This is a genomic window from Peribacillus sp. NPDC056705, assembly GCF_043656335.1.
This window is the reverse complement of the sequence record NZ_JBHTYI010000013.1, coordinates 1-24212: the sequence shown is the minus strand read 5'-3', so window position 1 is coordinate 24212 and position 24212 is coordinate 1. Positions and strand designations below refer to the sequence as shown.

Here is a 24212-nt window from a genome sequence, read left to right as displayed (position 1 = left end):
GAAAAGAATCACAATATAGATTCATCTTTTTAAACTAAAAATCTTTTTTTGCCGCCAGAGTAGAAACGATTGCAAGTATCAATGGACTTAAGGATGTTATTGTTTTGAAGAAGTGGGGTTCTGGTGAAATTGGACTACTTACTATTATTACCACAATGATTACGGTAAACTTGGAAAGACATTTAAAACAGGTGAAGTCAAAACAAAGGCTGCTATCGCTCAAATACTGAATAACATTAAGAGAAATAAAGCCAGTTATCTTTCGAACAAACAACAAAGCAGTGCATTCCAATTTTCGGGATACACTGCTTTGTTGTTTTCATTTAGGTTTCCAAAAAGGATTAAATCTTGGTTATAACATTTTATTTCAGGATAGAATTGTTTCTTATTTAGACACAATTGAAATTATGTTCAAAAATGAATAATGCGTTTTCATTTATCAGAAAATTACATATAATCTAAACATGAAATTAATTTTAGTGAGTGAACATAATTTCTCGGAAGGGAGGATGACATGTACTCAAATGAAGAAATGATTGTAGTAGCTAAGATGTATTATGAAATGAACCTTACACAAAAGGAAATAGCAGAAAAACTCAGCTATTCAAGACCAACGATTAGCAGGATTATTGATGCAGCGTTTAAATCCGGCATTATTGATGTCAAAATAAATTACACACTTAATTCTGTGCAAGAACTAGCAAATAAAATTAAAGAAAAGTATAAGTTGAAAAAAGTGTTCGTTTTACCGGTTTATGTAGATGAAGTGCCACTCATTCAAAATGATATAGGCAAAGCGGTTGCAGGATATTTATATGAAATTTGTGAGAGTCACTCGATTTTAGGTGTTTCTTGGGGGACATCCATGAGTTACGTTATTCCTCATTTAAAGGAAAAAAAATTACCCTTTATGAAAATCGTTCAATTAAATGGTGGAATAGCTAAGAGTAACTTTTCCACAGGATCAGGGGCTTTGCTAGAAAAATTTTCGGAAGCGTTTTCAGCCGACCATTACCTCTTACCCGTTCCATCCATTGTGGATACTTCGGATATAGCTGATTCAATTATGAAAGATTCTAGTATTGAACAAGTATTAAATCTCGGTAAAAAAAGTAATATTGCCGTATTTGGAATTGGGAATGTGTCATTTGAATCGGTTCTCTATAAAGGCGGGTATTTTAAAGGGAATTCGTACGAAACATTAATGAATCAAAAAGCAGTAGGTGATATTTGTTCAAGATATTTCTCCTTGGATGGGGAAATTGTCGATAAAGACTTGAACAAACGAACCATTGGGCTAGAGTTAGATGAATTACGAAATAAAGAGTTTTCCATCGCCTTAGCTGCAGGCAAGGCAAAAGCCCGGAGTGTAAAGGGTGCTTTAAATGGAGGGTATGTAAACGTTCTCTTTATTGATGAAGAATTAGCGAAAGAAATTGTGTAATTTAAATGGGGGGAACATCATGAAAGCAGTTAAATTGTACGAGCCAGGTAATTTACAGGTAGAGGAAGTAGAGTTACCTTCAATCTCAGAAACAGAAGTATTGATTAAGGTGAAGGCGATTGGAATTTGTGGATCTGATATACCTAGAGCTCTAACAAAAGGTGCTTATTATAAAGGATTAACATTAGGACATGAATTTTCAGGACAAATAGTAGAATGTGGGTCAAAAGCTATGGAATGGTCCGTCGGGGATCGTGTAACAATTGCTCCATTAGAACCTTGTATGAAGTGCGTTTATTGTAACCAAGGAAAATTTGGTTTATGCGATACATACAACTATTACGGTTCAAGAACAGATGGTGCAATGGCGAACTTCATAAAAGTAGGGAAAGCAAATATCCTGAAACTTGAAGATACCATTTCGTATGATGCAGGAGCGATGGTTGATCCAGCTGCCAATGCTGTTCATGGTCTTTGGAGAGGAAACTTAAAAAAAGGTGATACTGCTGTCGTTATGGGACTTGGAGCAATCGGTATGTTTGCGGTTCAATTCGCACGTGAAATGGGCGCGAAAGAAGTAATTGCAGTGGACATTTTCGAAGAAAAACTTGAAATTGCCAAAAAGCTAGGAGCAGATCGTGTCGTCAATTCGAAAAGGGAAAATATAGCAGAGGTATTAGGGGACACTCATGTGGACTTTGTTATTGATACATCAGGCTCAGCCATTGCACAAGATCAAGCGGTCTTGATTACTGGGAAAATGGGACGTGTTGTATTTCTTGGAATCTCTAATCAGCCATTAACCCTCTCTGCTAAAACAGTTGATCGTCTATTACGATATGAAATTGGTATTCACGGCTCTTGGAATTCTTTTTCCGATCCCTTCCCTGGTAAGGAATGGTCATATGTGATTGAGAGTATGGCACAAGGGAAGATCAAAACAGAAGAAATTGTGTCCCATCGTTTTGATTTAGACGAAACACCAGCTGTGTTTAAAAAAATAAAAAACAAAGAAATCGTTTTTAATAAAATTTTGCTTTACCCCGGAGAATAATTATGAAGAACGATATTGTACTAGGTATTGATTTTGGAACACAGTCCTTAAAAGTTGGTGTCTACACGGTAGAAGGAAAGCATGTTTATACGGCAAGCGCCTCTTATCCAACATACCACAGAAAAAATGGGTATTCCGAACAAAATGCGAACGATTGGTGGGGAGCGCTGCAGAAGGCCATGCAATACGTTACTCGAGCGGTCGATTCAAAAATGATAAAAGGGATATCCCTTTGTGCTACCTCTTCAACCGTTGTCTTAACAGACGAAAGCTTGAATCCGCTAACCCCAGCACAATGCTGGATGGATCAGCGGGCTACAGCTGAAGAAGAGGAGATTAATAGTAATCAGCATTTTCAAGTGGAAAATCATCTGCTATTCTCTGGCAAGAAAACATCAGTTGAGTGGATGACTACAAAATCCTTATGGTTGAAAAAGCATTATGACTTAACAGGTAAAAGAATCGTCGAACAAATTGATTGGATCAATTATCAATTAACAGGAGAGCTTGTGGCATCGAAATGTAATGCCAGCTGTAAATGGAATTATGTTGATCGATTAGAGGGATTTTCTGAATCCTTCTTCAAGGAAATAGGTCTTGAAGGCATTACTGAACACTGGCCTTCAACCGTTCTGAGAGTCGGTGATCAAGTAGGAAACATAACATCAAGTGCAGCGGAGTATTTAGGCTTGGTTACAGGAGTACCGGTTTTTCAAGGAGGTATCGATGCTCATATCGGTATGATTGGCTCAGGGGCTCTTGAACCTGGTCAGCTCAGTATGATTACGGGTACAAGTTTTGTTCACTTAATGCACCACGATAAACCGGTTTTTAATGAGTCACTTTGGGGTCCTTATGATTCACCGCTTCTTGAGGAACACTGGCTTCTTGAAGGTGGTCAATTATCATGCGGCTCTATCATTTCATGGTTTCTACAAGAGTTTTATGGACACCGGACGGACAAAAAAGAAATATACAAAGAACTTGAAATGGAAATCAATAAGATTGATCCAGGTTGTGAAGGGTTGCTCGTTTTAGATAGTTGGAAAGGGAATCGAACGCCATATAAGACACCATATGCTACTGGTGCCTTTGTTGGCCTTACACTATCACATAACAAATATCACATTTATAGAGCCATTCTTGAAGCGATTGCGTTTGGTACAAAAAATGTAATCCGAACCATGAATCATTCTTCGATCCCAGTTGAAAGAATCATTGCAGGGGGTGGTGGAACACACAATGCTTGCTGGATGCAAATCATAAGTGATGTCATTGGACTTCCTATCTCGATTCCTAAAGATATTGAGACCGGTTCAAAAGGAGCGGCCATTATCGCTTCATACGGTCTAGGATTCCATTCCACCTTGAAGGATGCGTCGATATCTATGGTAGAGATGGAAAAAACCTATTACCCAAATATGGAGAAAACAAAAAAATACGATATGTTATTTGAAAACTATTTACATTTAAATCAGGTATTATTTCCTATTATGAAACAATTGAAAAATGGAGGGGGTGACCAGAGTGAGCAACATACTCGAAATGAAGCAAGTGTCTAAATCTTTTCCAGGTGTGAAAGCGGTACAAAATGTAAACTTCACTCTAAAAAAAGGAGAAGTACATTGTCTAATTGGGGCAAATGGAGCTGGAAAATCTACTTTAATGAAAATCTTATCAGGTGTCTATACAAAAGATGAAGGCGAGATAAGGTTAGAAGGAAAGCCGGTAACGATTCAAACACCTGTTGATAGTATGTCTCTTGGAATCTCAACTATTTATCAGGAGCTCTCCCTAGTAGAAGAATTGAGTTTAGCGGAAAATATTTTCCTTGGAAACTATCTAAAGCCAAATGGAGGCTTTGTAAAATGGAGAAAGATCAATGAAGAGGCAAAAAGACTATTTTCTATACTAGGATTATCTGTATCACCTACCATGCAAACATCTAAAGCCAGTATGGGTTTAAAACAAATGACGGAAATCGCAAAAGCCATAGCAACAGAATGCAAAATAATAATCATGGATGAACCCTCAACCGCTTTGTCCAATGATGAAGTGTTAAAACTATATGATGTTATAAAACTATTAAAAAAACAAGGGTATACGATTGTTTATATTTCTCATAAACTCGAAGAATTATACGCTGTGGGAGACAGGGTAACCGTTCTTAGAAATGGAAAATGGGTTATCACAGATGAGATGAAGAACCTCGCACAGCCTGATTTAATCCGCCACATTACCGGACGTTCTATTGAAAAAAAGGATAAGGTCCATACAGAAATAAATAGGGAAGAATTCTTAAAAGTGAAAGGGTTTACAAATCATAAAATACAAGACGTCTCTTTTTCAGTAAGTAAAGGAGAAATCGTTGGATTATACGGACTGGTGGGTTCTGGAAGGACAGAATTACTAAGAGCGATATACGGAGCAGATCCGATACAAGCAGGGGAACTGAAGATGGATGGGATGAAAAAGAGCATATCCTCTCCAAAAAAAGCAGTGGATGCTGGCATGGGACTTGTGCCGGAAAATAGAAAAACTGAAGGAGCTAACCTGGACTTATCCATTTTAGAAAATGCATTTCTGCCTTCCCTTCACACCTTTTCTAAGCGAAGTTTTGTAAAACAACAGCAAATGAAAATGGTTATGCAAGAAATGATTAAGAAATTAAATATTAAAACAAGCGGTAGTGATGTGCCCATGAGGAACCTAAGCGGGGGCAATCAGCAAAAAGTCATAATTTCCAGGTGGCTCATTAAGAAATCCAAACTTCTACTATTCGATGAACCTACGCAAGGAATCGATGTAGGAGCAAAAGACGAAATTTATAGCATTATGAAGGAACTTTCAAATCAAGGGACTAGCATAATAATGGCAACATCAGAAATTGAAGAACTACTCACCGTTTGTGACAGGGTACTAATAATGTTTGAAGGTAAGTTGATCAAGGAATTTTCGCATCCTTCCAATTATAAAAGCGAAATTATGAATATCGCCGTATCTGGTTAATACAAAAGGAGGCGTACTATGAATGCAAATATGGAAGTAACTCAAGCAAAGCAAACAAAATCCCCTTCAATTAAGAATACTTTAAAGAAGTATAATCTTTTCTTTATCTTTTTAGGCTTCATCCTGATTGGCAGCATACTATCTAATCAATTTCTTTCTGTACAAAATTTACTTAACCTTCTTCAACAGTCTTCTTTTGTAGGAATCGTTAGTATTGGAATGACGTTTGTCATATTAGTTGCTGGTATTGATTTATCTGTTGGAGCAGTGTTAGCGCTAGCAGGCATGTTAGTATCGATTTTGCTCGGTACAGGAATGAATCCTATACTAGCCATAGTCATTACACTTATAGCGGGAGCCTTTTTGGGCTTCGTAAATGGATTTGTTTCCACTAAATTTAAAGTTCCTGCCTTCATCGCAACTCTTGCCATGATGGTAAGTGCAAGAGGACTTGCCTTACTATCAACAAATGGAGAGCCAATATACGATCTCCCGGAAGGTTTTATTGCATTGGGCGGAAATGTTTTTGGAAAGATTCCATTCACCGCGGTAGTTTGGATTGCATTAACGATTGTAGCCCTGGTGATTTTAAAATACACAACATTCGGAAGAAAAATATATGCAGTAGGCGGAAATGAAGAATCATCTAGACTCTCGGGTATTCCAGTTGAGAAGTATGTTACATGGTGTTTCGTAATCGCAGGGTTGTTAGCGGCAGTGGCCGGTATTCTCATGAGCGCGTGGCTAACCGTCGGACAACCAACGGCCGGTACTGGTCTTGAGTTAGATGTTATTGCGGCAGTTGTCATAGGTGGAACAAGCCTAATGGGCGGAAAAGGTAGCATAGGTGGAACTTTCATTGGTGTACTGATCATGAGCATGATCGTCAATATCTTCAACCTGTTAGGTTTATCATCTTACTACCAATCTATATTCATGGGCTTAATCATAGTACTAGCATTAATTATGAACCAATATATCATTAATAAAAAATAAGGGGTGTTTAATTTGAATAAAAAGTGGATGACAGGTTTAGTGGCAATAGCACTTACGTTTACGTTAACGGCATGTGGAGGTGGTGCAGCAAAGGACTCTGGTTCAAGCACAAGTAAAGATGGAGATGGTGAATCATTAGTGATTGGTTTCTCACAGGCAACTCTTGAATCTCCTTTTTATACATCATTGGTTGATGGAGCTAAAGCAGAAGCTAAAAAAGAGAACGCCGAATTAATTGTAGTGGACGCTCAAAATGATATAGAAAAACAAAATACAGATGTGCAATCTCTCATTACAAAAGGAATCAATATTTTGCTCATTAATCCGGTCAATCCATCAGCTGTAGCACCCGCATTAAAAGCAGCTGAAAGAGCGGGTATACCAGTTATTACAGTGGATCGTCAAACAAAAGAAGACGTCGTTTCTTATATTGGCAGGGATAATGTAGAAATGGGTCGTCTTGCTGGTGAAAAAGCCGTTGAGCTTCTAGGCGGTAAAGGAGCTACTGGTAAGGTTATTGAATTACAAGGGGACGCTGGTGGCACAGTTATGAAGGCTCGTCATGATGGATTTCATGAAGTTGTAGAGAAAGAAAAGGGAATTAAGATTATTGAAGGTCCTTACAGTGAGTATATACGGGCAAAAGCCGTTTCATCCATGCAGGATTTACTGCAGGCTCATCCGGATGTAAAACTGGTATACGCTCATAATGACGATATGGCACTTGGCGCAATGAAAGTATTAGAGCAGGCAGGAAAACTGAAAGATGTTAAAATTGTTGGAATCGACGGGTTAATGGAAGCAGTGAAAAAAATTGAAGCAGGCACGTTTCATGCAACAGTTATCAACGATCCGATTTCCCTCGGGACACTTGCTATCCAAACAGCAATCAAAACCGGGAATGGAGAAGACGTTGAAAAAGTAATGAATGCAGAGACAGGCTTAATTGATGAAAAGAATGTAACGAACTATGAAGATGATTCGAAAAAATTTGCGGAAGTAAAATAATGGAGGTAAATGAATTGAAAGAAATAAAATTGATTGACCATACCTTACTTAAACCGGAAATAAAGAAAGAAGATATTATTAAGCTTTGTGAAGAAGCAAAAGAATTTGGATTTGCCTCCATATGTGTTAATCCAACTTGGGTAGCGAAGTCAGCCGAAATCTTACAAGATACAGATATAAAGGTTTGTACGGTTATTGGTTTTCCATTAGGTGCAAATACTCCTGAAACAAAAGCATTTGAAACAAAAAATGCACTGGAGAATGGAGCAACAGAAATCGACATGGTCATAAATATTGGTGCTTTGAAAGATAAAAACGATGAACTCGTAGAGCGAGATATCCGTTCCGTTGTAGAAGCTGTAAATAAAAAGACCATTGTGAAAGTCATTATAGAAGCTTGCTTGTTAACAGATGAAGAGAAAGTGCGGGCTTGTGAAATTTCAGTAAAAGCTGGAGCCGACTATGTTAAGACTTCAACAGGATTTTCCCTACACGGAGCAACTGTTGAGGATGTAGCTTTAATGAGGAAATCTGTAGGGCCAAATATCGGAGTTAAGGCTTCAGGGGGTGTCCGAAACCTTCAAGATATAGAAGCTATGGTAGAGGCCGGGGCAACAAGAATAGGGTCTAGTTCAGGTGTCCAAATATTTACTGGAAAAGTAGCCACTCCTGACTATTAATTAATAAAGGAATAAAGATTAGTGAATCTTATAAATAGAAGCTACTTTCTTAAGAAGTTAGCTTATACCTTTTCATTATATGATTCGAAAGTTTACTGTGAGGTTTTGGACCAGTAAGAATAGTAGTTTCCTATCTCACCAATTTTAAAAGGTTTTTCAATAGGGCAGTTTTTGCTTCTTGTTTAACTATCCACATTTTAATAATTTCAAACCAGAAGGGGTCTTAACACATTGACAGCTTTTAAGCCGATTTGGCCTTTACCGAAGGTTGGTTTTATAAAATTGTAAAAATATATAAAGATAAAGATATGTAGCAAATTCATGCTAGGCTCAGGAAGACAATAGGGATTATTTGAAAAAAGAGTGAAAACAAGTCATCCAGATGATTTGTTCTCACTCTTTTATCTTTTTCTTTATAAAAAGAAGAAGGTAAGTAAACATACATGAATTAGATGTATGTGTGGAAATATTATTTATTAAATCTGGACTATTTTTCATTTCTTCAATTTTTAAACCAATTTCGAAATGGGTTTTTTAAGAGCGCTCATTTCAATTGGAATACAAAGTTCAGTAAAAACTTCTCTAAACTTATTCAAGTCTACATTGATTTCCTCCGAATAAGTGAGTAATTATTTGATAAATTGAATAAGTTCTCACTTATAGGCCTGGACCGTATGGATGGACTTTTTATGCATACCTGTATTTCTCACTTTTAATAATCCCACAATCCATAAGATTAAGTCTATACGTATTATAGATGAATTACGTTACTTTTCTATTTCTAAATAAACAGCCACAAAAAAGAGAAAAAAACTCTAATGTCATGAGAAGAGTTCCTTTCTTGATGCTCTCCAAACACATCTGATTTCCACAAATGGATCGCATAGACTTTCTTTAGGGGGCGAACTGTTTAGTTGACGGGGTCCAAGCCCCACGGGCAGGAACGTTCTATCCCGGCTACCGTTATCATATATCGATATAAAAATTGTTCAACCAGATATAACTGGCTGACCTTACCTACACTTCTTAACAATGCTTCCTTAATTCCCCTTAATGCCCTCATAATTGTGTTCTTAAGCATATGAAGTAATGATGTGAGCTGGATTGCAGGGGTTAGGATCACCTTGTTTTCCTCATCTAGTAGTTGGTCTAGAGCGACATTCAAAATGGGTTCTTGCAAGTGAAGATCTTTATTCCAATTGCTACTAAGATTTTTTATTAAAATACATATCTTCTTTTCATGTGTAGTTTACCTAGGTAACTCTCCCTTATTGTTATTCGCATTTGATAAGTGTATAAGATTTGTTTGCTATACCCATATTAAAATTATTGAATTTACTTTTCCCCAGAGCAATATCAAAGGGAGGTTAAATTTCCAATGCGGAAAACAGATTCAGCTTTTCAAAAAAGCGAGCTTGCCAAGCTATTAACAGCGTGCGGAGAGTCAGCAGACTTTCTTACTTTCAGGCTTCATGAAAACTCTCCCTTTTTCATTGCCTATTTTAAAACTTTAGTTAAACCAGAGATTATTCACCACGATATTCTCCCTACAGTTAAAGAAGATGAGCTTTATACTTTAGGAGAAATAAAAGAAAAGCTATCAATCGAGAATCTTTCTATTACAGACAATATATCGGATATTCAAGATAAATTAATGACCGGAAATTTGATTTTTTACAAAAAAGAAGGGCAGCCTGTCTGCCTGCCTGTTCCGGCACTAGCCGTCGAAAAGCGGCAAGTAGCCACTCCGGAAACGGAATACTCAGTGGTTGGGCCGAAGGAAGCTTTTGTTGAATCACTCGATACAAATTTAAATCTCGTGCGTAAACGCCTGCCGATTCTCGAGCTGCAGGTAAAAGAACTGATGGTCGGAAAGTTATCAAAAACCCGGGTCGCGGTCGTCTACGTGAATGGAATCGCTGACCCGGAAAACGTGAATATGGTCATTCAGCGGATTCAAGGGATTGAATACGATGAAGTTGCCGACAGTTCGTTTCTCAGCCAAATGATCACCGATAATAAAAACTCGCCATTCCCACAGTTACTCGACACAGAGAGGCCTGATCGGCTTGCCGCAGTCCTAGCTGAAGGGAAAGTCGCCATCTTTTCGGACGGATCGCCCACTGCAATATCAGGTCCCGTATCATTAGTTACATATTTCGCGGCATTTGAGGACTATCTTTCCATTTGGAATGTCGCATCCGCTTTCCGGCTTCTCCGGCTCTTTGCGGTTATTTTCTCTGTTTTAGCCTCATCTACTTATGTAGCCGTTTTAACTTATCATTATGAAATGATCCCCCGGGATGTCCTGAGCTTGCTGATTACATCAAGGGGCAGTATTCCATTTCCACCCTTTTTGGAAGCTATTCTCCTTGAATTGGCGATTGAGCTTTTGCGGGAGGCAGGCGCTCGGCTGCCGACAAAGATTGGCCAAACGATTGGGATTGTAGGCGGGATTGTGCTCGGAACAGCGGCTGTACAAGCAGGTTTGACAAGTAATGTACTTCTTATTGTCGTGGCCACAGGCGCGCTTGCTTCTTTCACTACTCCTATCTACCAGCTCAGCAACGCGATCCGCTTGATTCGATTTCCTTTTATCCTGCTTGCCCAGCTGCTAGGCCTTGTCGGTGTCGCCGTTTGCTTTGCTTTTCTTATGTCTCATTTATTAAAGTTGACCTCTCTTGGTCGTCCTTTTCTTGAGCCGCTCTATCCTTTGCGCGTGGAGGATTTCAAAGACTCTATTATTCGACTGCCGTTCAGCAAGCAAGCACTACGTCCCCTCCAAATAAGAGCAAAAGACCGTGAGAGATTTCAGCAGGAGGCTTCGCAAAAAAAAGAATGGGATATTGACGACTAATTTGCATATGGAGGTGCTGTATGCTGCCCTTACCGCCGGAGAGCCGGAAAGTCTCTCCTTTCTTTGTTTTTTATCTTATTGTCGCGGGGCAATTTGGCTTGAGCGTTTTCAGCTTTCAACGGTATATTGTTAAAGTCGTGGGCAATGATGCCTGGATTGCTGTTATTATCGCCGGTCTCTCGATCCATATTGTCTTGTGGATGATTTATCAAATATTAAATAAAGGAACGAATGATATTACTGTTATCCACAAGGAACTGTTTGGAAAAGGGCTTGGAGGGCTCTTCAGTTTGGCTTTGATTGTTTATTTGCTGACTTTGGCTGTCTCTGTGTTCCGTAATTATATCGAATTGATTCAAGTCTGGATCTTTCCTCAATTGGAAACATGGTATATGGCCCTGATTGTCTCTTCGCTCGTTTATGTGTATGTAATCGGAGGCTTTCGAGTCGTTGTTGGGATTTGCTTCCTAAGTTTCATCTTAACGACTCCTATATTTTTTATAATGTTAGAGTTCCCTTTACGGCACGTGCATTTTTCTCATCTTTTGCCTATTTTGGATCATACCGCAGTTGAGTTCTTATCCGCCTCTAAAAAGATGACGTATAGTTTAACGGGATTTGAAACACTTTTTTTCTTTTATCCTTTTATAAAAGATGCTCCACGCTCGCAAAAGTGGGTACATTATGGAGCGGCGTTCAGTACTTTTAGTTATTTAGTAATAATGATCGTTTCCCTTATGTACTTTACTAAGGCTCAATTACTTGAGTCGATTTGGCCGACATTAACTTTTTGGAAAATTGCTGATTTTCCTTTTCTTGAAAGGTTTGAGTTTATGGGGCTTTCCCTTTGGCTGTTTAACGTACTTAATAGTGTTTGTTTGCTTATTTGGGCCGGCACGAGAGGACTGAAGCAGCTGTTTAGCGTGAAGCAAAAACATAGCCTTATTGTAGTACTCATCATGACAGCTGTGGCGGCTGTTCTCTTGAAAACCCGCGAGCAGATCGAGCAGCTAAATACAATAATTGGCTTCGTGAGTCTTTACGTCATTTATGCCTACATTCCATTTCTCTTCTTTTTCCAAATGATTAAAAGTAAAATGAGGCGAACGACATGAAAAAGTACCTCTTTTGGATCATCTTTACGCTCATCTTGCTGTTTAATTATTCCATTGAAACAAAGATACTTGAAGATATCCAGCACGTTTCCGCCATTGGTTATGACTATGTGGACGGGGAACGGATGAAGGGAACAGCCGCCGCTCCTTTTTATCCTGCGGGGATAGATGTTAAGCCGCTCAATGCCTTCTTTACGGGGGTCGGACATACCATTCTAGACATCTTACAACAGCAGCAGATGGAGGCCCAAAGAAAGCTCGCCACGGGACGTTTGCAAAATTTTTTGATTAGTAAAGAGCTGGCAAAACACGGAATCGCCGAGCTTACTGATCCGCTTGGACGCTCTACCGATATTGGCAGAGATGTTTACATGGCGGTCGTGGACGGCAGCGTAGAGGAGCTGTTAACTTTTGATTATCCTAATGCGCCAACATCTGCTGAATATCTTTCCGATTTCATGGAGAGAAATCTGAAAGATATTGTTCCTCAGCCAACTGTTCATGCTTTCCTGAATCAATATGACGGGTTCGAACAAGATCCTTTTCTACCTATTATCGGGAAAAAAGACGATCATATTCAATATAAGGGTCTCGCTCTTTTTAAGGATAATCTCTACGTAGGAGAGCTTTCCAATAAGGACAGTTATGCATTTAAACTCTTTTACGAAAAGACTAAAACAGGCACATATGAAATAAGCTTCAAAAATAAAAAGTACATTGCTACTGAAAATATTCGATCCAAAGTGAAATATAAAGTGTCCGGCAGCCAAGACAATCCACGGGTGTCGGTTCATGTCTCGGTGATAGGAGAGGTTAAAGATGCTTCCAGCGTGTTAAAAAAAGGGAACACCATGAAAGAAGTGGAGCAGGAATGGAGCAAAGAGACGACGAAAAGAGCGGAAAAAATGATGAGAAAATTTCAGGAGCTAAAGGTTGATCCGCTCGGAATCGGCGAAAAAGTCCGGAGCCATTTTCGGAACTTTGATAATGAAGCATGGAAAGAACGCTACCCAACCGTTCCTGTTGAATTTGATATGAAGGTTCGTATTGTGAACACCGGCATCACCGAATAAAAAGTGACGTCAAAAAAGGGAGCGACCCAAAAGGATCTAAAATCGTCCCCTTGAGGCGCTCCTCTTTTTTCCACCCTTTCAATTTAGTTCAAGTAAATGGACTATATTTTGCAGAAAAGGCAAGAAGAATATGAGCTCTAAATAAAAAGCATAAACATAATATACTAGCGGTATGCTTTTCCCTTGTTTTTATTATTGTTTAGTTTCTCTGTTAATAGGTAAAATCCTAAGCACCTTCTATATAAATTTGATGCAAATCAAAAACACAAAAATTGTCAAACAGTAGCTTGGGAGCTGATGCACCCTAGGGTAACATGATCAAACGTGCTCATAAGATAATATTGGCTATACCATTTTATACTAAATAATTGGTAGGATAATGGGGGATGTTCAGCTTGTAGAAATTGGGCCATTTTAGGGTCTGAATTTGCAAGTTTTTTTGTGATCAAAAATAACAGATTAAGTTAATAGTTGGATCTAGTAGTTTCATGGACACATTTTAGTTAAGTCCTTACAATGATTTTTGAGAGGATGTGTCCGTCTTGGAACGTAAGAATACAGGTAAAAAATATAATAATGAATTCAAGAAGACTATTGTAGATCTTTATCACTCGGGTGATTCGGTCAAAGAATTATACGGCGAGTATGGCGTATCAGAAGACCGTTTACTCTTTCGGTACCTCTGAAGAGGTTCGAGGTGCTGTAAGTATGTATATTCGATTCTATAACCATCATAGCTTCCAGAAAAAATTAAACAACCTGAGTCCATATCAATATAGAACTCAGGTTGCTTAATTGGTCTTTTTTATTTCTGTCTATTTGATTGGGGTCACTCCACAATACAGAGATCATCTTCTTAGGCTGCCTAATCACTTTTTTTAAAATGTCCTTTACAAAGGGTACACTTTACAACTAGGTTCCAACTTCTTAACCAATATAGACAAGAAGAGTCGATCGCTTCTCAAATTAAGGATTAGTTGACCATAATCCTGAAGTCTTTACTAGGACTCTTGGATGAAGCTTTAACCCGGCTACGAGCAGCTCTGCTAAATCCTCTGATTGCATAACATTTTCAGGATTTCCACTAATAAGATTGGTTTCAATGGCCAAATCAGTTGCAACTGTACTTGGTGTTAAAGCCGTTACACGGATATTATGCTTTCTTACCTCTAGCATGAGTGATTCCGTTAGTCCTAAAACAGCAAATTTAGAAGCACTGTAAGCACTTGTAACAGGTGCTCCTTTTTGGCCCGCAGTTGAGGAGATATTCACAATATCTCCTGATTTTCTTTCAATCATATCAGGTAAAACGGCTCTTGTTACATTATATACACCCATCAAGTTTACTCGGATGATGTTTTCCCATTCTTCAGGAGTTAAATCAAGAAAACCGCCAAATTTAGCTATACCTGCATTGTTGATTAAAATATCAATAGAACCTAGGTCTGATTTGATGTGTTCGACAGCATGATGAACTGCTTCAAGATCGGCTACATCTGCTGTTGCTGCTGAAACGTTCACATCATATTGCTCTAGTTCCGCGGTTACCTTTTCAAGATTTGACATCGTTAATCCAATCAATCCTAAATGAACTCCTTCTTTTGCTAAAGCAATCGCAGTAGCACGCCCGATTCCTCTGCCTGCCCCAGTAATTAAAGCAGTTTTTCCTTTTAATGAAATCATGCTATCATTCCTTTTTAAAAAATTTTAGAACAATTGTTAATAATAACAAAATAATGTTTTAAAGACTAACCAAAAGACCGCAAAGTTTCTTTAGTTTGTCTGCGGTCTTTTGGTTATTACATTCTTAGAACTATGTTTTATTCAAGGTTGGCATGTCTGCCATACATCTTATTGGTATCTAAACCCTTTTTCTCCATGAATCTCAAGATGACGGCATCATAAAAAAGTAAAAGGGTCTGCTCAAATAGTGAGCCCATTGGTTGGATGGTTTTATAATCGCCCTCTGATTGGTCTTTCGGGGATCCAGGCAATTTAATGGTGATATCGGCTAACTGTCCAATAGTGGATTCAGGAAATATCGTGACAGTTGCAATTTTACCACCAATGCTTTTTGCTTTTTCAGCCATGGAGACTAAGCTTTTTGTTTCCCCGGATCCGGATCCGATGATTAAGATATCCTCATTTTCAAAGTTGGGAGCTACAGTTTCACCGATTACATAAGAATCAATTCCCATATGCATCATCCGCATGGCGAAGGATTTGGCCATGAATCCGGATCTGCCTGCACCGGCAACAAAAACCTTTTTCGATTCAAGTATCCCGTTGACGAGTTTTTCAGCTTCTTCATCTGCGATTAAGTCAGCTGAATGATTAAGCTCTTTTAAGATTTCTGCTACATATTGAGTCGTCTGCATCTTAGGATTAACCTGCTGTAACCGTTTGTTCTTTGATCATTTGTTGCATTTTGGCAGCAGCAGCTTTTTTATCAGCTTGTCCAGTAATCCCGCCGCCTACAATGACAAGGTCTGGATTTACTTTAATGACTTCTGGAAGTGTTTCTAATTTAATGCCGCCTGCGATGGCCGTTTTAGCATTTTTAACCACACTTTTGATGGTTTGAAGATCTTCAAAAGAATTTTTTCCGACTGCTTGAAGGTCGTAGCCCGTGTGAACACAAATATAATCCACGCCCATAGTATCCACTTCTTTAGCACGTCCAGCCAGGTCTTTTACCGCAATCATATCGACAAGGACTTTTTTACCTTGTTTTTTCGCTTCTTCTACAGCACCTTTAATCGACATATCTTCAGCCGTTCCAAGAATAGTGATGATATCAGCACCTGCTTCGGAAGCTTTCATCACTTCATATCCAGCAGCATCCATAATTTTCAGGTCAGCTAATACTTTTAAGTTAGGGAATGCTTCTTTTACTGCCTTTACAGCATGGAGACCTTCGTTGATTACAACCGGTGTTCCGATTTCTACGATATCAATATGCTCCTCTACTTCTTTTACCAATTCGATTGCTTCTGGAATGTTGACTAAATCTAATGCTAATTGTAATTCCATCTATGTTTCACTCCTCAGAATTTTTTAAGTTTGTTGCACAGTAGTAATTATGCTCATTGCTCACTTTCGTTTCTCCTGGCAACTGTAACCAATGCTCTTGTTAACAATGGTACAGTGTTAGTATAATGTGTATGTTAAAAGTGTGAAAGTACGCACTTTATTGTTACATAGTGTTAAAAAGTATACTATGTGTTATTCTATATAGAAGTGGAGGTGAAACAAATGTCACGTATCCAGGAAAAAATGTTTAACTGTGAAAAAGAATTAACGCTTTATGTTATTGGCGGTAAATGGAAAATGCTGATTTTGTGGCATTTAGGAAAAGAGGGAACGAAGCGATTTGGTGAGCTGAAGGCCCTTATGCCGGGCATTACCCAACGAATGCTTGTTAACCAATTACGCGAGCTAGAAGAAGACCTCATTGTTGAACGAAAAGTCTATCCTGTTGTTCCGCCAAAAGTGGAATATTCATTGACCGAACAAGGAAAAAGCTTAATGCCAATACTCGATTCCATGTATGAATGGGGTAAAAACTATATGGAGAATGTGATGGATACTCCTGCCAATAAAAGTGCACCTATTAAATAGCAATCGTTCTAAAAAGAGGGGATTAAAAACCACAAGTAGACTTTTAATAAGTCAAGACTTGTGGTCTTTTTATTTGCAATGATCCAGTTCATAAAGGAAATTAAGGAGTACATTCTGGAAAAAGGTAAATAATATTCCTGTGTTGTAAAGGATTTTAGCTGAACTGTTTTATAGTAAGGAATCAAGAATAATACATATTTTCAGGTGAGATGATGAAAAAATGCCATTAACAGTACAGTAAATTTGGTGTGGGAGAAGCAGAATTTGAAAAACACCTGAACCAGATGGCAGCAGGAGCTTTTGAGGATCCTTGTACTCCGTCCAATCCACGAGAAGTATCGGTGGAGGATATGAAAAAAATCTATATTGCGGCTTACAACGGAGATAAAATCAACTTCTAATGAAGATAATCAGAACATGGTACGAAAATGAATATTTTTAGTTCTGTTCTATGATTTTAAGGAGGTTAATGAGCATGAGCAAAAAAATCGCTACGCTTATAACAAACCTATTTGAAGATGTGGAGTACACTGAACCAGTACAAGCCTTTAAAGAAGCTGGTCATGAAGTTATCACGATTGACAAACAATCAGGTAACGAAGTAACTGGTAAAAAAGGCACAACCGTAAAAATTGATAAATCAATTGATGTGTTGCTTATCCCTGGTGGTTTCTCCCCCGATTTATTGCGTAAAGACATTCGTTTTGGGGAATTCGCAAAAGCATTTATCCAAGACGAAAAACCCGTTTTTACCATTTGTCATGGACCACAAGTGTTAATCGATACAGACCTTTTAAAAGGTGTCGACATCACTGGTTATACATCCATTCGCAACGATTTGAAAAATGCTGGTGCAAATTATAAAGACGAAGAAGTTGTCATCAGCAAAAATATTGTAACAAGTCGAGAACCAAAAGATATTCCAGCATTCAATTGTGAATCACTGAAACTTTTAGCTAAATAACAATGGTGATGTATAAACTAAAATATATCTAACTTGCGGATTCTTTAATCAGAATCCGCAAGTTGGTTAAACAAACGTATGAATAAAGGAGGAATTGCGTTGTCATTAAAAGGAAAAAGAGTGGTTGTTTTAGGAGGTACATCTGGTATTGGTTTAGCCGCTGCTAAGGCGTTTATCGATGAATCCGCTCAAGTCATTATTGCTAGCCGTTCTGCTTCAAAATTATCTGACGCAAAAGTGAAGCTTAGTGGTAACGTAGAGGGCTATGAAATCGACTTTCGCAGCGAGGAAAAGGTTGCTAGCTTTTTCAAGAAGGTTGGAAAATTTGATCACCTAGTGGTTACTGCAGGTGAAGGAGCAATGGGTCACTTTAGCGAACTGCCTGTTGCAACAGTAAGAGAGGCTTTTGATAGTAAGTTCTGGGGGCAGTATATTTCGGTTCGTGCTGCTCTTCCATACTTGAATAATGAAAGTTCTATTACATTAACTTCTGGTGTATATGGTGTGCGTCCTCCTCAAGGTGCAACGACTCTAGCTTCCATTAATTCAGCAATCGATGGATTAGTACGAGGACTTTCAGTAGACCTGGCACCTATCAGAGTAAACGTGGTATCACCTGGTATCGTTGACACTCCTCTTTACGGCGGAATGCCAGAAGATGAAAGACAAATTATGTACCATGGGATCGCTAAGCAATTACCAGTTGGACGTGTTGCTCAACCTAAAGATATAGCTGAAACCTATGTTTACCTAGCGAAAAATGGATTTACAACTGGCACATCGGTTCTTATCGATGGAGGAGCTCATCTGATCTAATCCATTGATATCAAAGTCGATTGATAAATTGATTTAGAATAGAAGTGGTGAGGTTGACTCAAAGTGTCAGTCACTTACAGACCATCCTCACTTTCTTTGTTTTTTTTGCACAGACGGAAGCAGAAATGGCCATATCATGCAATAAAGAATGGCTTTGTTGGTTACGGAAATTCTAAATATATGCGCAGTATACGAAGAGACGTTAACATTCTACTTCTATGATACCCAAATACATAAAAGAAAGGGTCGAGCCTAATGGATGAAAAGAGAAGAGCGGAAATTAAAAATGCATTAGCCAAACACGTGGTATCCCTATCTGACGGCACTTCTTTACCTTGTTTAGGACAAGGAACATGGTACATGGGGGAAAATCCCCAAGTGAGAGACAAAGAAATAAAAGCCTTGCAGCTCGGCGTAGAATTAGGCATGACACTTATTGACACTGCTGAAATGTACGGAAATGGCGATTCTGAACGCTTAGTTGGCGAAGCCATTAAAGGACGCAGAAATGAAGTCTTTTTAGTCTCAAAAGTGTATCCCCATCATGCAGGTTTAAATATGATTTCAAAAGCATGTGAAAACAGCTTAAAACGACTCGGAACAGACCACTTGGACTTATATCTTCTCCACTGGAGAGGACGTGTTCCTTTAGAGGAAACAATTGAAGGAATGGAAAAACTACGTGAAGAAGGGAAAATTTTAAGATGGGGCGTCTCTAATTTTGACACGGTTAATATGGAAGAGCTATGGAATACTAAAAATGGAAAAAATTGTGTAACTAACCAAGTGCTATACCATTTAGGTTCGAGAGGAATCGACTTCGATCTCTTACCATGGCAGCGTGAACAAAACATGCCAATCATGGCCTACAGTCCCCTTGCTCAAGGAGGCTCTTTAATAAGACAGCTTTTAAACGATCCAACTATTCATGATATTGCTGACAGATACAATGTCCAACCATTACAAATCGCTCTTGCTTGGACCATCCGTTCGAAAAACGTCATCTCTATTCCAAAAGCAGTTCAAGATGAACATGTTTTAGCAAATGCTGAAGCAGCAACAATTGAGTTTACTGAAGAAGATCTCAGTAGAATTGATCAAGTATTTCCTAAACCTACTAGGAAAATGCCATTGGATATTATTTGAAAATACACTTTAAAGAGGGAATATTGTTGGAGTTGCTGACCATCTAATAGAAATTTCAAAAAAACTGTGTAGAATTTTGATCTTAATGCATATAGGAGTTCCGGTAGCAAAACGCGGAAAACATACGCTAAGCAAAATTCGACATCAAAAAAGCCGATTTCCTACTCTAAGGAAGTTCGGCTGTTACTTTTGGATTTACCGTTATATATTGCTTGATATAAATCTGATTACGCCTTCTTTTATTTCTTCATTTTTTGATGCCCAAACCCTAAAATAATTCGATTAGGATGTTTCCCTTTTTCTATAGTATGATTTTCTACTGGATAAATTTAACTCCAAATTTTTCGATTTATTCTAGTAACTTTAAAAAATGGGAATCTTTCCATTCAACAATTAGGTGTAAACCTGTTAAATAACCCTTATTCGAAAACGTTGTTTACAAGGATTCCAAACGAAGCAACAAAATCCATAGACATTGTATCGTCATCTATAACATTATCTTCATCAGAAGGTTCTTCACCTATGCTTTTAAAGCCTTGATTTTCAAAGCTATATACCAACTCAAACCATTAAAAAGATGGGCAAAATAATCCTCATCTCTTTACCACCTGTTCTCTAAGCTAATTTGTGTAGTTCCTTTAAAGCCTTTTCCTAGCCCTGTCTAAAGCATAAAATTTGATTTTGGGTATAAAGGAAAATAATATAGAGATATCGCAAATTATCGATTTCCTTTTGTTCGATTAGTTTATACGCATTCCAAGCAAAATAGATTTTAATAAGACAGAAAGGGGCGGGCACCGTTGAATCGGGAATCAAATATGATAAATGACGAACAGGCAGTTGAAATTTTCAAGGCTCTGTCAAATCAAATCAGAGTAAATATTCTGCAAATGTTGAAAGAACCTGATAATAACTTTTCCCCGCAGGCCCATGTCATCAAAGAAAAGGGCTTTGATGGCGGGGTTTGTGTTAGTGATATTCGCAGCAAAGTAGGACTATCACAGTCCACTACCTCCCAGTATTTATCTATCCTATTACAAAGCGGTCTGGTGGAAATGAAACGAATCGGACAATGGACTTATTATCGACGCAATGAGGAAACCATTAAACAGTTTGAAAAGTATATAGGCTTAAAAATATAACCTTTTAAGGAGGAGCAAGAGTGAGTTTTCAAAATCATCGTGCCTATAACAGCATGTACCAGAAAGACAAAATGACACTCGGATTTATCCTCCCGACTGCCAGGATGTCTAAAAATCCGATTATGGAGAATCAGCTGGAGCTTGCCCGTAAAATTGAGGAATATGGCTTTGCTTCATTATGGCTCCGTGATATTACGATGCAGAATTTGAATATTGATGATAACGGCCAAAAGTTCGATTTATGGATTTATTTGACGTATCTTGCTGCCTATACGAAGCACATTGCGTTAGTGACAGGAAGTGTAGTTCTCCCTTTGCGCCACCCCGTCAGGGTAGCCAAGGAAGCTGCATCAATCGATCAATTGTTTCCAGGTCGATTGATTATGGGAGTGGCATCAGGGGACAGGGAAAAAGACTTTACAGCTTTAGGGATATCTAAGCAAGAAAGCGGTCCGTTATTTAAAGAAAATTTCGAAGTTCTCGACCGGCTGTTAAAAGAGGACCAGCCGACAATCCACAGCCACGCCGGGCTTATCGATGGTACAGATATGAGGTTAATCCCAAAGCCTGTATCTTCGATTCCGACCATGGTGACTGGATTTAGCAATCAGTCTATCAATTGGATAGCCAGGAATGGGGATGGGTGGCTTCAATACCCAAGAAGCATTATTCAACAGGCGCAGCTTATCCAGGATTATCGTGCTTTAACTGAAGTTCATGCTCCAGGAGATTTTAAACCCTTCTCTCAAAGCTTGTTCATCAATTTATTGGAAAATCCCGATGAAATGCCTGTACCCATACCCTTAGGCTATTCCGTGGGAAGAAACCGTTTAGTTGATCTACTTCATCAATTTCAAGCGATTGGTGTCAACCATTTGGCGTTTGTTCTGTATTTTTCCAAGCGCCCTCCAGAGGAAGTAATCCAGGAACTTGGAGAATTTGTTTTACCCTACTTTCCAACCCATAAAGGTACAGGCCAGCTTTAAAAAATTGAATTGTATAAAAGCAGGAAGAATTATGACAAAGAGAGGCACGGCTGCGCTCTTATGAAATTTTGGCTCAGGCTGCAGTAACTTAAACAGTGTCTAGTCTAATAAAGGATTAAAGGATGTATTTTCTGCAGATATTAAATCAGTTAAATTAATGTGATTTAGATTGAAGCAGTAAAAGAAGACAAAGAATACAACCTGTAAATTCTTTTATAGGTTTGAAACGAAATTTTTAAAGAAAGAAGATGAGCATATGCCTGAAAATCATACAAAACAAATTACGGATATTCCATTCTCGGTCCTGGATCTCTCTCCAATTGCAGATGGAAGGACGCCGGCTGATTCTTTTCGCAATACTTTGGAGCTGGCCCGGCTCGCTGAAAAGCTGGGGTATAACCGATATTGGCTCGCTGAGCATCATAATATGCCATTTATCGCCAGTTCTGCAACATCGGTAGTCATTTCCCATGTTGCAGCAGGTACATCAAAAATCCGGGTAGGTTCAGGCGGCATTATGCTGCCGAATCATGCACCTCTTGTTATTGCTGAGCAATTTGGTACTCTGGAATCATTATATCCAGGACGTATTGATCTTGGCTTGGGCCGTGCACCAGGCACTGATCAGCTTACCGCACGTGCATTAAGACGTGACTTGAGAAGTTCAGGGGAAGATTTCCCTGAGCAGCTGGCTGAGCTCCGGAATTACTTTGACCCTTCCCTGGCACAAGGATATAGTCATGTTAGAGCAATTCCGGGTGAGGGATTAAACATACCTATTTGGCTGTTAGGTTCGAGCGGATACAGTGCCCAACTGGCAGGAGAGCTTGGACTGCCGTTTGCATTTGCGAGCCATTTCTCGCCGCATAACACACTGCCGGCTATCCAGCTGTACCGCCGTTCGTTTAAGCCTTCTAAAGTACTGGACAAGCCGCATGCAATGGTAGGGCTAAACATCATTGCGGCCGATACAGATCAAGAAGCTGAGCGGCTCGCTACAACATTGCAGCAGCAGTTCTTGAATTTGATGCGCGGGAAGGAAGTCCCATTGCAGCCGCCAGTGGATAATATTAATGATATAGCGAGCGACTATGAAATAGCTGCCCTTGAGAATCAATTAGGAACTTCGATTGTCGGCAGTCCTCAAATCGTAAAAGAAAAGCTGGAAAAGGTTCTGGATGAAAGTCAAGCCGATGAAATTATGGCAATCGCCCAGGTTTACGATCATAAGGCCCGCCTCCATTCCTATGAAATATTGGCAGAAATTACTCAGCTAAAATAGGTCAAAACTGGCATCACCATGGAAGAAACGTTGCAATTAGTGGACAAGTTAGCGGACCAGGACCTGGATTATCTCCATATTTCTGTCGGCGGCTTTTGGAACGGATCAATCTGTGATGATAACAATCAGACATCCCTAGTTGTTATGATCCATGAGCATGTCGGCGATCGTGTTCCTGTGATGGGTGTTGGGATGCTGCGGACACCCGATGAAGTGATGAAAGCATTTGCAATAGGTGTACCTTTAATCGCTTTAGGGAGGGAATTGATAATGGGACCTCAGTGGGTACAAAAGTACAAGCCAGTGAAGAAGACGAAATCCTTACAACATTATCTAAAAAAGATCAAAAAGAACTGGCTATTTCTGATGAAATGTGGGAGCACTATACTGGCATCCCTGGCTTCCTATTGTATAAGGAGTTCACTTATCTCATTTCATCTCTGCTTCCTTGAATTGTTCAACAAAAAATGGAAATCATGATGATAATTGTCCTTGCTCAGCAAGTATAAGAATATACCTTATACTAAACAAGACGGAATATTTTAAAGGGAAACCATCTTAGTGGTTTCCCTCCTTTATTGAGTATTAGAGCAGAAAATCAGCCATAGTTCATTTGTTTATGACTAGAAATTATTGTTAATATATAATCAACAATAGACGCCCATAGAAAGGATTGTATCTCTAAAGTGAACCTGGGATTAAAAGATAAAAAAGCACTCGTGACAGGCGGCAGTAAAGGTATTGGAAAAGCAATTGCTGTCGCGTTTGCCAAGGAAGGCACCAACCAATGTTGTAATTTGTGGCCGTGGTGAAGTAGTAAATTAATATAAGGAAAAAAAGACTTCAAAAGACAACTATCCCCTACTTTCAAACCATATGACAAGCGCCAACTACTTTCAGAAAAAGATTATAAAAATTCCAAAGCAAGTGGAGAAAAACAACCTATTTTTCTCCACTTGCTTTATTTTATGGACTTATCGGACAGCCCCCTTGTGGAATTAATAATATTAATATAAAAA

23 protein-coding genes and 3 pseudogenes are annotated in these 24212 nt (G+C 38.8%); 21 read left to right on the top strand and 5 right to left on the bottom strand.

The window, feature by feature from the left end; translation table 11 throughout:
- Nucleotides 1–514 precede the first annotated feature (514 nt).
- From ACFRAK_RS16490 to deoC, 7 genes are read left to right on the top strand one after another with little or no spacing between them, the layout of a single operon-like run.
- Nucleotides 515–1444 (top strand): sugar-binding transcriptional regulator, encoded by a 930-nt coding sequence (locus ACFRAK_RS16490; protein ID WP_387707222.1) that lies wholly within the window; start codon nucleotides 515–517, stop codon nucleotides 1442–1444.
- Nucleotides 1445–1463: 19 nt separating this feature from the next.
- Nucleotides 1464–2498, top strand: a complete 1035-nt coding sequence (locus ACFRAK_RS16485) for a galactitol-1-phosphate 5-dehydrogenase (RefSeq protein ID WP_387707224.1) — start codon at nucleotides 1464–1466, stop codon at nucleotides 2496–2498.
- Between the two features lie 2 nt (nucleotides 2499–2500).
- The gene (locus tag ACFRAK_RS16480; RefSeq protein WP_394572091.1) at nucleotides 2501–4060 is read left to right on the top strand and encodes an FGGY-family carbohydrate kinase; all 1560 of its coding nucleotides are present in this window, start codon (nucleotides 2501–2503) and stop codon (nucleotides 4058–4060) included.
- Nucleotides 4008–5507: a sugar ABC transporter ATP-binding protein gene (locus ACFRAK_RS16475; protein WP_394572090.1), complete on the top strand. Its 1500-nt coding sequence runs from the start codon at nucleotides 4008–4010 to the stop codon at nucleotides 5505–5507. Before ACFRAK_RS16480 ends, ACFRAK_RS16475 begins: the two co-directional genes overlap by 53 nt.
- Nucleotides 5508–5525: 18 nt before the next feature.
- Nucleotides 5526–6503 carry an ABC transporter permease gene (locus ACFRAK_RS16470; RefSeq protein ID WP_394572089.1) on the top strand — a complete coding sequence of 326 codons (978 nt, stop codon included), beginning with the start codon at nucleotides 5526–5528 and terminating at the stop codon, nucleotides 6501–6503.
- A 12-nt stretch (nucleotides 6504–6515) separates the two neighbouring features.
- The gene (locus ACFRAK_RS16465; RefSeq protein ID WP_394572088.1) at nucleotides 6516–7511 is read left to right on the top strand and encodes a substrate-binding domain-containing protein; all 996 of its coding nucleotides are present in this window, start codon (nucleotides 6516–6518) and stop codon (nucleotides 7509–7511) included.
- 14 nt (nucleotides 7512–7525) lie between these two features.
- Complete coding sequence (gene deoC, locus ACFRAK_RS16460) at nucleotides 7526–8191, top strand: deoxyribose-phosphate aldolase (protein WP_353871793.1); 666 nt, start codon at nucleotides 7526–7528, stop codon at nucleotides 8189–8191.
- Nucleotides 8192–9101: 910 nt separating this feature from the next.
- On the opposite strand, the gene ACFRAK_RS16455 is transcribed toward deoC, so the two are convergent.
- Nucleotides 9102–9314 carry a hypothetical protein gene (locus ACFRAK_RS16455; RefSeq protein WP_387708170.1) on the bottom strand — a complete coding sequence of 71 codons (213 nt, stop codon included), beginning with the start codon at nucleotides 9312–9314 and terminating at the stop codon, nucleotides 9102–9104.
- Between the two features lie 255 nt (nucleotides 9315–9569).
- On the opposite strand from ACFRAK_RS16455, the gene ACFRAK_RS16450 reads away from it, so the two are divergent.
- The 5 genes and pseudogenes from ACFRAK_RS16450 (at nucleotide 9570) to ACFRAK_RS16430 (ending at nucleotide 14031) form a co-directional block, all read left to right on the top strand.
- Nucleotides 9570–11048: a spore germination protein gene (locus ACFRAK_RS16450; RefSeq protein WP_387708172.1), complete on the top strand. Its 1479-nt coding sequence runs from the start codon at nucleotides 9570–9572 to the stop codon at nucleotides 11046–11048.
- A gap of 20 nt (nucleotides 11049–11068) precedes the next feature.
- Nucleotides 11069–12163: a GerAB/ArcD/ProY family transporter gene (locus tag ACFRAK_RS16445; RefSeq protein ID WP_387594917.1), complete on the top strand. Its 1095-nt coding sequence runs from the start codon at nucleotides 11069–11071 to the stop codon at nucleotides 12161–12163.
- Nucleotides 12160–13236, top strand: a complete 1077-nt coding sequence (locus ACFRAK_RS16440) for a Ger(x)C family spore germination protein (RefSeq protein ID WP_394572087.1) — start codon at nucleotides 12160–12162, stop codon at nucleotides 13234–13236. Before ACFRAK_RS16445 ends, ACFRAK_RS16440 begins: the two co-directional genes overlap by 4 nt.
- Before the next feature lie 542 nt (nucleotides 13237–13778).
- Nucleotides 13779–13895: pseudogene (locus tag ACFRAK_RS16435) on the top strand (transposase); the annotation flags it as partial.
- Complete coding sequence (locus ACFRAK_RS16430) at nucleotides 13882–14031, top strand: IS3 family transposase (protein WP_394572086.1); 150 nt, start codon at nucleotides 13882–13884, stop codon at nucleotides 14029–14031. The pseudogene ACFRAK_RS16435 and the gene ACFRAK_RS16430, both read left to right, overlap by 14 nt.
- A gap of 171 nt (nucleotides 14032–14202) precedes the next feature.
- Here ACFRAK_RS16430 and ACFRAK_RS16425 read toward each other — a convergent pair whose 3' ends face one another.
- The 3 genes from ACFRAK_RS16425 to hxlA all read right to left on the bottom strand — a co-directional run bounded on the left by ACFRAK_RS16425 (nucleotide 14203) and on the right by hxlA (nucleotide 16269).
- Complete coding sequence (locus ACFRAK_RS16425; RefSeq protein WP_387594928.1) at nucleotides 14203–14919, bottom strand: 3-ketoacyl-ACP reductase; 717 nt, start codon at nucleotides 14917–14919, stop codon at nucleotides 14203–14205.
- Nucleotides 14920–15056: 137 nt separating this feature from the next.
- Nucleotides 15057–15614 (bottom strand): 6-phospho-3-hexuloisomerase, encoded by a 558-nt coding sequence (gene hxlB / locus ACFRAK_RS16420; RefSeq protein WP_387594931.1) that lies wholly within the window; start codon nucleotides 15612–15614, stop codon nucleotides 15057–15059.
- Nucleotides 15615–15621: 7 nt separating this feature from the next.
- The gene (gene hxlA, locus ACFRAK_RS16415) at nucleotides 15622–16269 is read right to left on the bottom strand and encodes a 3-hexulose-6-phosphate synthase (RefSeq protein WP_048883203.1); all 648 of its coding nucleotides are present in this window, start codon (nucleotides 16267–16269) and stop codon (nucleotides 15622–15624) included.
- 222 nt (nucleotides 16270–16491) lie between these two features.
- Between hxlA and ACFRAK_RS16410 the strand changes: the two genes are divergently transcribed.
- The 4 genes from ACFRAK_RS16410 to ACFRAK_RS16395 all read left to right on the top strand — a co-directional run bounded on the left by ACFRAK_RS16410 (nucleotide 16492) and on the right by ACFRAK_RS16395 (nucleotide 19783).
- Nucleotides 16492–16857: a winged helix-turn-helix transcriptional regulator gene (locus ACFRAK_RS16410; RefSeq protein ID WP_098186912.1), complete on the top strand. Its 366-nt coding sequence runs from the start codon at nucleotides 16492–16494 to the stop codon at nucleotides 16855–16857.
- Nucleotides 16858–17332: 475 nt separating this feature from the next.
- Nucleotides 17333–17821 (top strand): type 1 glutamine amidotransferase domain-containing protein, encoded by a 489-nt coding sequence (locus ACFRAK_RS16405; protein WP_387707751.1) that lies wholly within the window; start codon nucleotides 17333–17335, stop codon nucleotides 17819–17821.
- Between the two features lie 99 nt (nucleotides 17822–17920).
- The gene (locus ACFRAK_RS16400) at nucleotides 17921–18637 is read left to right on the top strand and encodes an SDR family oxidoreductase (RefSeq protein WP_387594940.1); all 717 of its coding nucleotides are present in this window, start codon (nucleotides 17921–17923) and stop codon (nucleotides 18635–18637) included.
- A 255-nt stretch (nucleotides 18638–18892) separates the two neighbouring features.
- A complete protein-coding gene (locus ACFRAK_RS16395) occupies nucleotides 18893–19783 on the top strand; it encodes an aldo/keto reductase (protein ID WP_394572085.1) in 891 nt (296 codons plus the stop codon).
- A gap of 161 nt (nucleotides 19784–19944) precedes the next feature.
- Here ACFRAK_RS16395 and ACFRAK_RS16390 read toward each other — a convergent pair.
- Nucleotides 19945–20219 (bottom strand): annotated as a pseudogene (locus ACFRAK_RS16390) (MocR-like pyridoxine biosynthesis transcription factor PdxR); the annotation flags it as partial.
- Nucleotides 20220–20601: 382 nt separating this feature from the next.
- On the opposite strand from ACFRAK_RS16390, the gene ACFRAK_RS16385 reads away from it, so the two are divergent.
- The 5 genes and pseudogenes from ACFRAK_RS16385 to ACFRAK_RS16365 all read left to right on the top strand — a co-directional run.
- Nucleotides 20602–20925, top strand: coding sequence for an ArsR/SmtB family transcription factor (locus tag ACFRAK_RS16385; protein WP_048678279.1), 324 nt, complete (start codon nucleotides 20602–20604; stop codon nucleotides 20923–20925).
- Between the two features lie 20 nt (nucleotides 20926–20945).
- On the top strand, nucleotides 20946–21911 hold the full coding sequence (locus tag ACFRAK_RS16380; RefSeq protein ID WP_387594946.1) for a TIGR03571 family LLM class oxidoreductase: 966 nt from the start codon (nucleotides 20946–20948) through the stop codon (nucleotides 21909–21911).
- Between the two features lie 256 nt (nucleotides 21912–22167).
- Nucleotides 22168–23193: an LLM class flavin-dependent oxidoreductase gene (locus ACFRAK_RS16375; protein ID WP_387594949.1), complete on the top strand. Its 1026-nt coding sequence runs from the start codon at nucleotides 22168–22170 to the stop codon at nucleotides 23191–23193.
- Nucleotides 23194–23211: 18 nt separating this feature from the next.
- Nucleotides 23212–23673, top strand: a complete 462-nt coding sequence (locus ACFRAK_RS16370) for a beta/alpha barrel domain-containing protein (protein WP_387594952.1) — start codon at nucleotides 23212–23214, stop codon at nucleotides 23671–23673.
- A 206-nt stretch (nucleotides 23674–23879) separates the two neighbouring features.
- Nucleotides 23880–23990 (top strand): annotated as a pseudogene (locus tag ACFRAK_RS16365) (SDR family NAD(P)-dependent oxidoreductase); the annotation flags it as partial.
- Between the last annotated feature and the right edge of the window lie 222 nt (nucleotides 23991–24212).

What these genes read in the sequence shown, in the direction of transcription:
- ACFRAK_RS16490 (WP_387707222.1), top strand. Translation starts at nt 515, where the DNA reads ATGTACTCAAATGAAGAAATGATTGTAGTAGCTAAGATGTATTATGAA.
- ACFRAK_RS16485 (WP_387707224.1), top strand. Translation starts at nt 1,464, where the DNA reads ATGAAAGCAGTTAAATTGTACGAGCCAGGTAATTTACAGGTAGAGGAA.
- ACFRAK_RS16480 (WP_394572091.1), top strand. Translation starts at nt 2,501, where the DNA reads ATGAAGAACGATATTGTACTAGGTATTGATTTTGGAACACAGTCCTTA.
- ACFRAK_RS16475 (WP_394572090.1), top strand. Translation starts at nt 4,008, where the DNA reads ATGGAGGGGGTGACCAGAGTGAGCAACATACTCGAAATGAAGCAAGTG.
- ACFRAK_RS16470 (WP_394572089.1), top strand. Translation starts at nt 5,526, where the DNA reads ATGAATGCAAATATGGAAGTAACTCAAGCAAAGCAAACAAAATCCCCT.
- ACFRAK_RS16450 (WP_387708172.1), top strand. Translation starts at nt 9,570, where the DNA reads ATGCGGAAAACAGATTCAGCTTTTCAAAAAAGCGAGCTTGCCAAGCTA.
- ACFRAK_RS16445 (WP_387594917.1), top strand. Translation starts at nt 11,069, where the DNA reads ATGCTGCCCTTACCGCCGGAGAGCCGGAAAGTCTCTCCTTTCTTTGTT.
- ACFRAK_RS16440 (WP_394572087.1), top strand. Translation starts at nt 12,160, where the DNA reads ATGAAAAAGTACCTCTTTTGGATCATCTTTACGCTCATCTTGCTGTTT.
- ACFRAK_RS16430 (WP_394572086.1), top strand. Translation starts at nt 13,882, where the DNA reads ATGGCGTATCAGAAGACCGTTTACTCTTTCGGTACCTCTGAAGAGGTT.
- ACFRAK_RS16425 (WP_387594928.1), bottom strand. Translation starts at nt 14,919, where the DNA reads ATGATTTCATTAAAAGGAAAAACTGCTTTAATTACTGGGGCAGGCAGA.
- hxlB (WP_387594931.1), bottom strand. Translation starts at nt 15,614, where the DNA reads ATGCAGACGACTCAATATGTAGCAGAAATCTTAAAAGAGCTTAATCAT.
- hxlA (WP_048883203.1), bottom strand. Translation starts at nt 16,269, where the DNA reads ATGGAATTACAATTAGCATTAGATTTAGTCAACATTCCAGAAGCAATC.
- ACFRAK_RS16410 (WP_098186912.1), top strand. Translation starts at nt 16,492, where the DNA reads ATGTCACGTATCCAGGAAAAAATGTTTAACTGTGAAAAAGAATTAACG.
- ACFRAK_RS16405 (WP_387707751.1), top strand. Translation starts at nt 17,333, where the DNA reads ATGAGCAAAAAAATCGCTACGCTTATAACAAACCTATTTGAAGATGTG.
- ACFRAK_RS16395 (WP_394572085.1), top strand. Translation starts at nt 18,893, where the DNA reads ATGGATGAAAAGAGAAGAGCGGAAATTAAAAATGCATTAGCCAAACAC.
- ACFRAK_RS16385 (WP_048678279.1), top strand. Translation starts at nt 20,602, where the DNA reads ATGATAAATGACGAACAGGCAGTTGAAATTTTCAAGGCTCTGTCAAAT.
- ACFRAK_RS16375 (WP_387594949.1), top strand. Translation starts at nt 22,168, where the DNA reads ATGCCTGAAAATCATACAAAACAAATTACGGATATTCCATTCTCGGTC.
- ACFRAK_RS16370 (WP_387594952.1), top strand. Translation starts at nt 23,212, where the DNA reads ATGGAAGAAACGTTGCAATTAGTGGACAAGTTAGCGGACCAGGACCTG.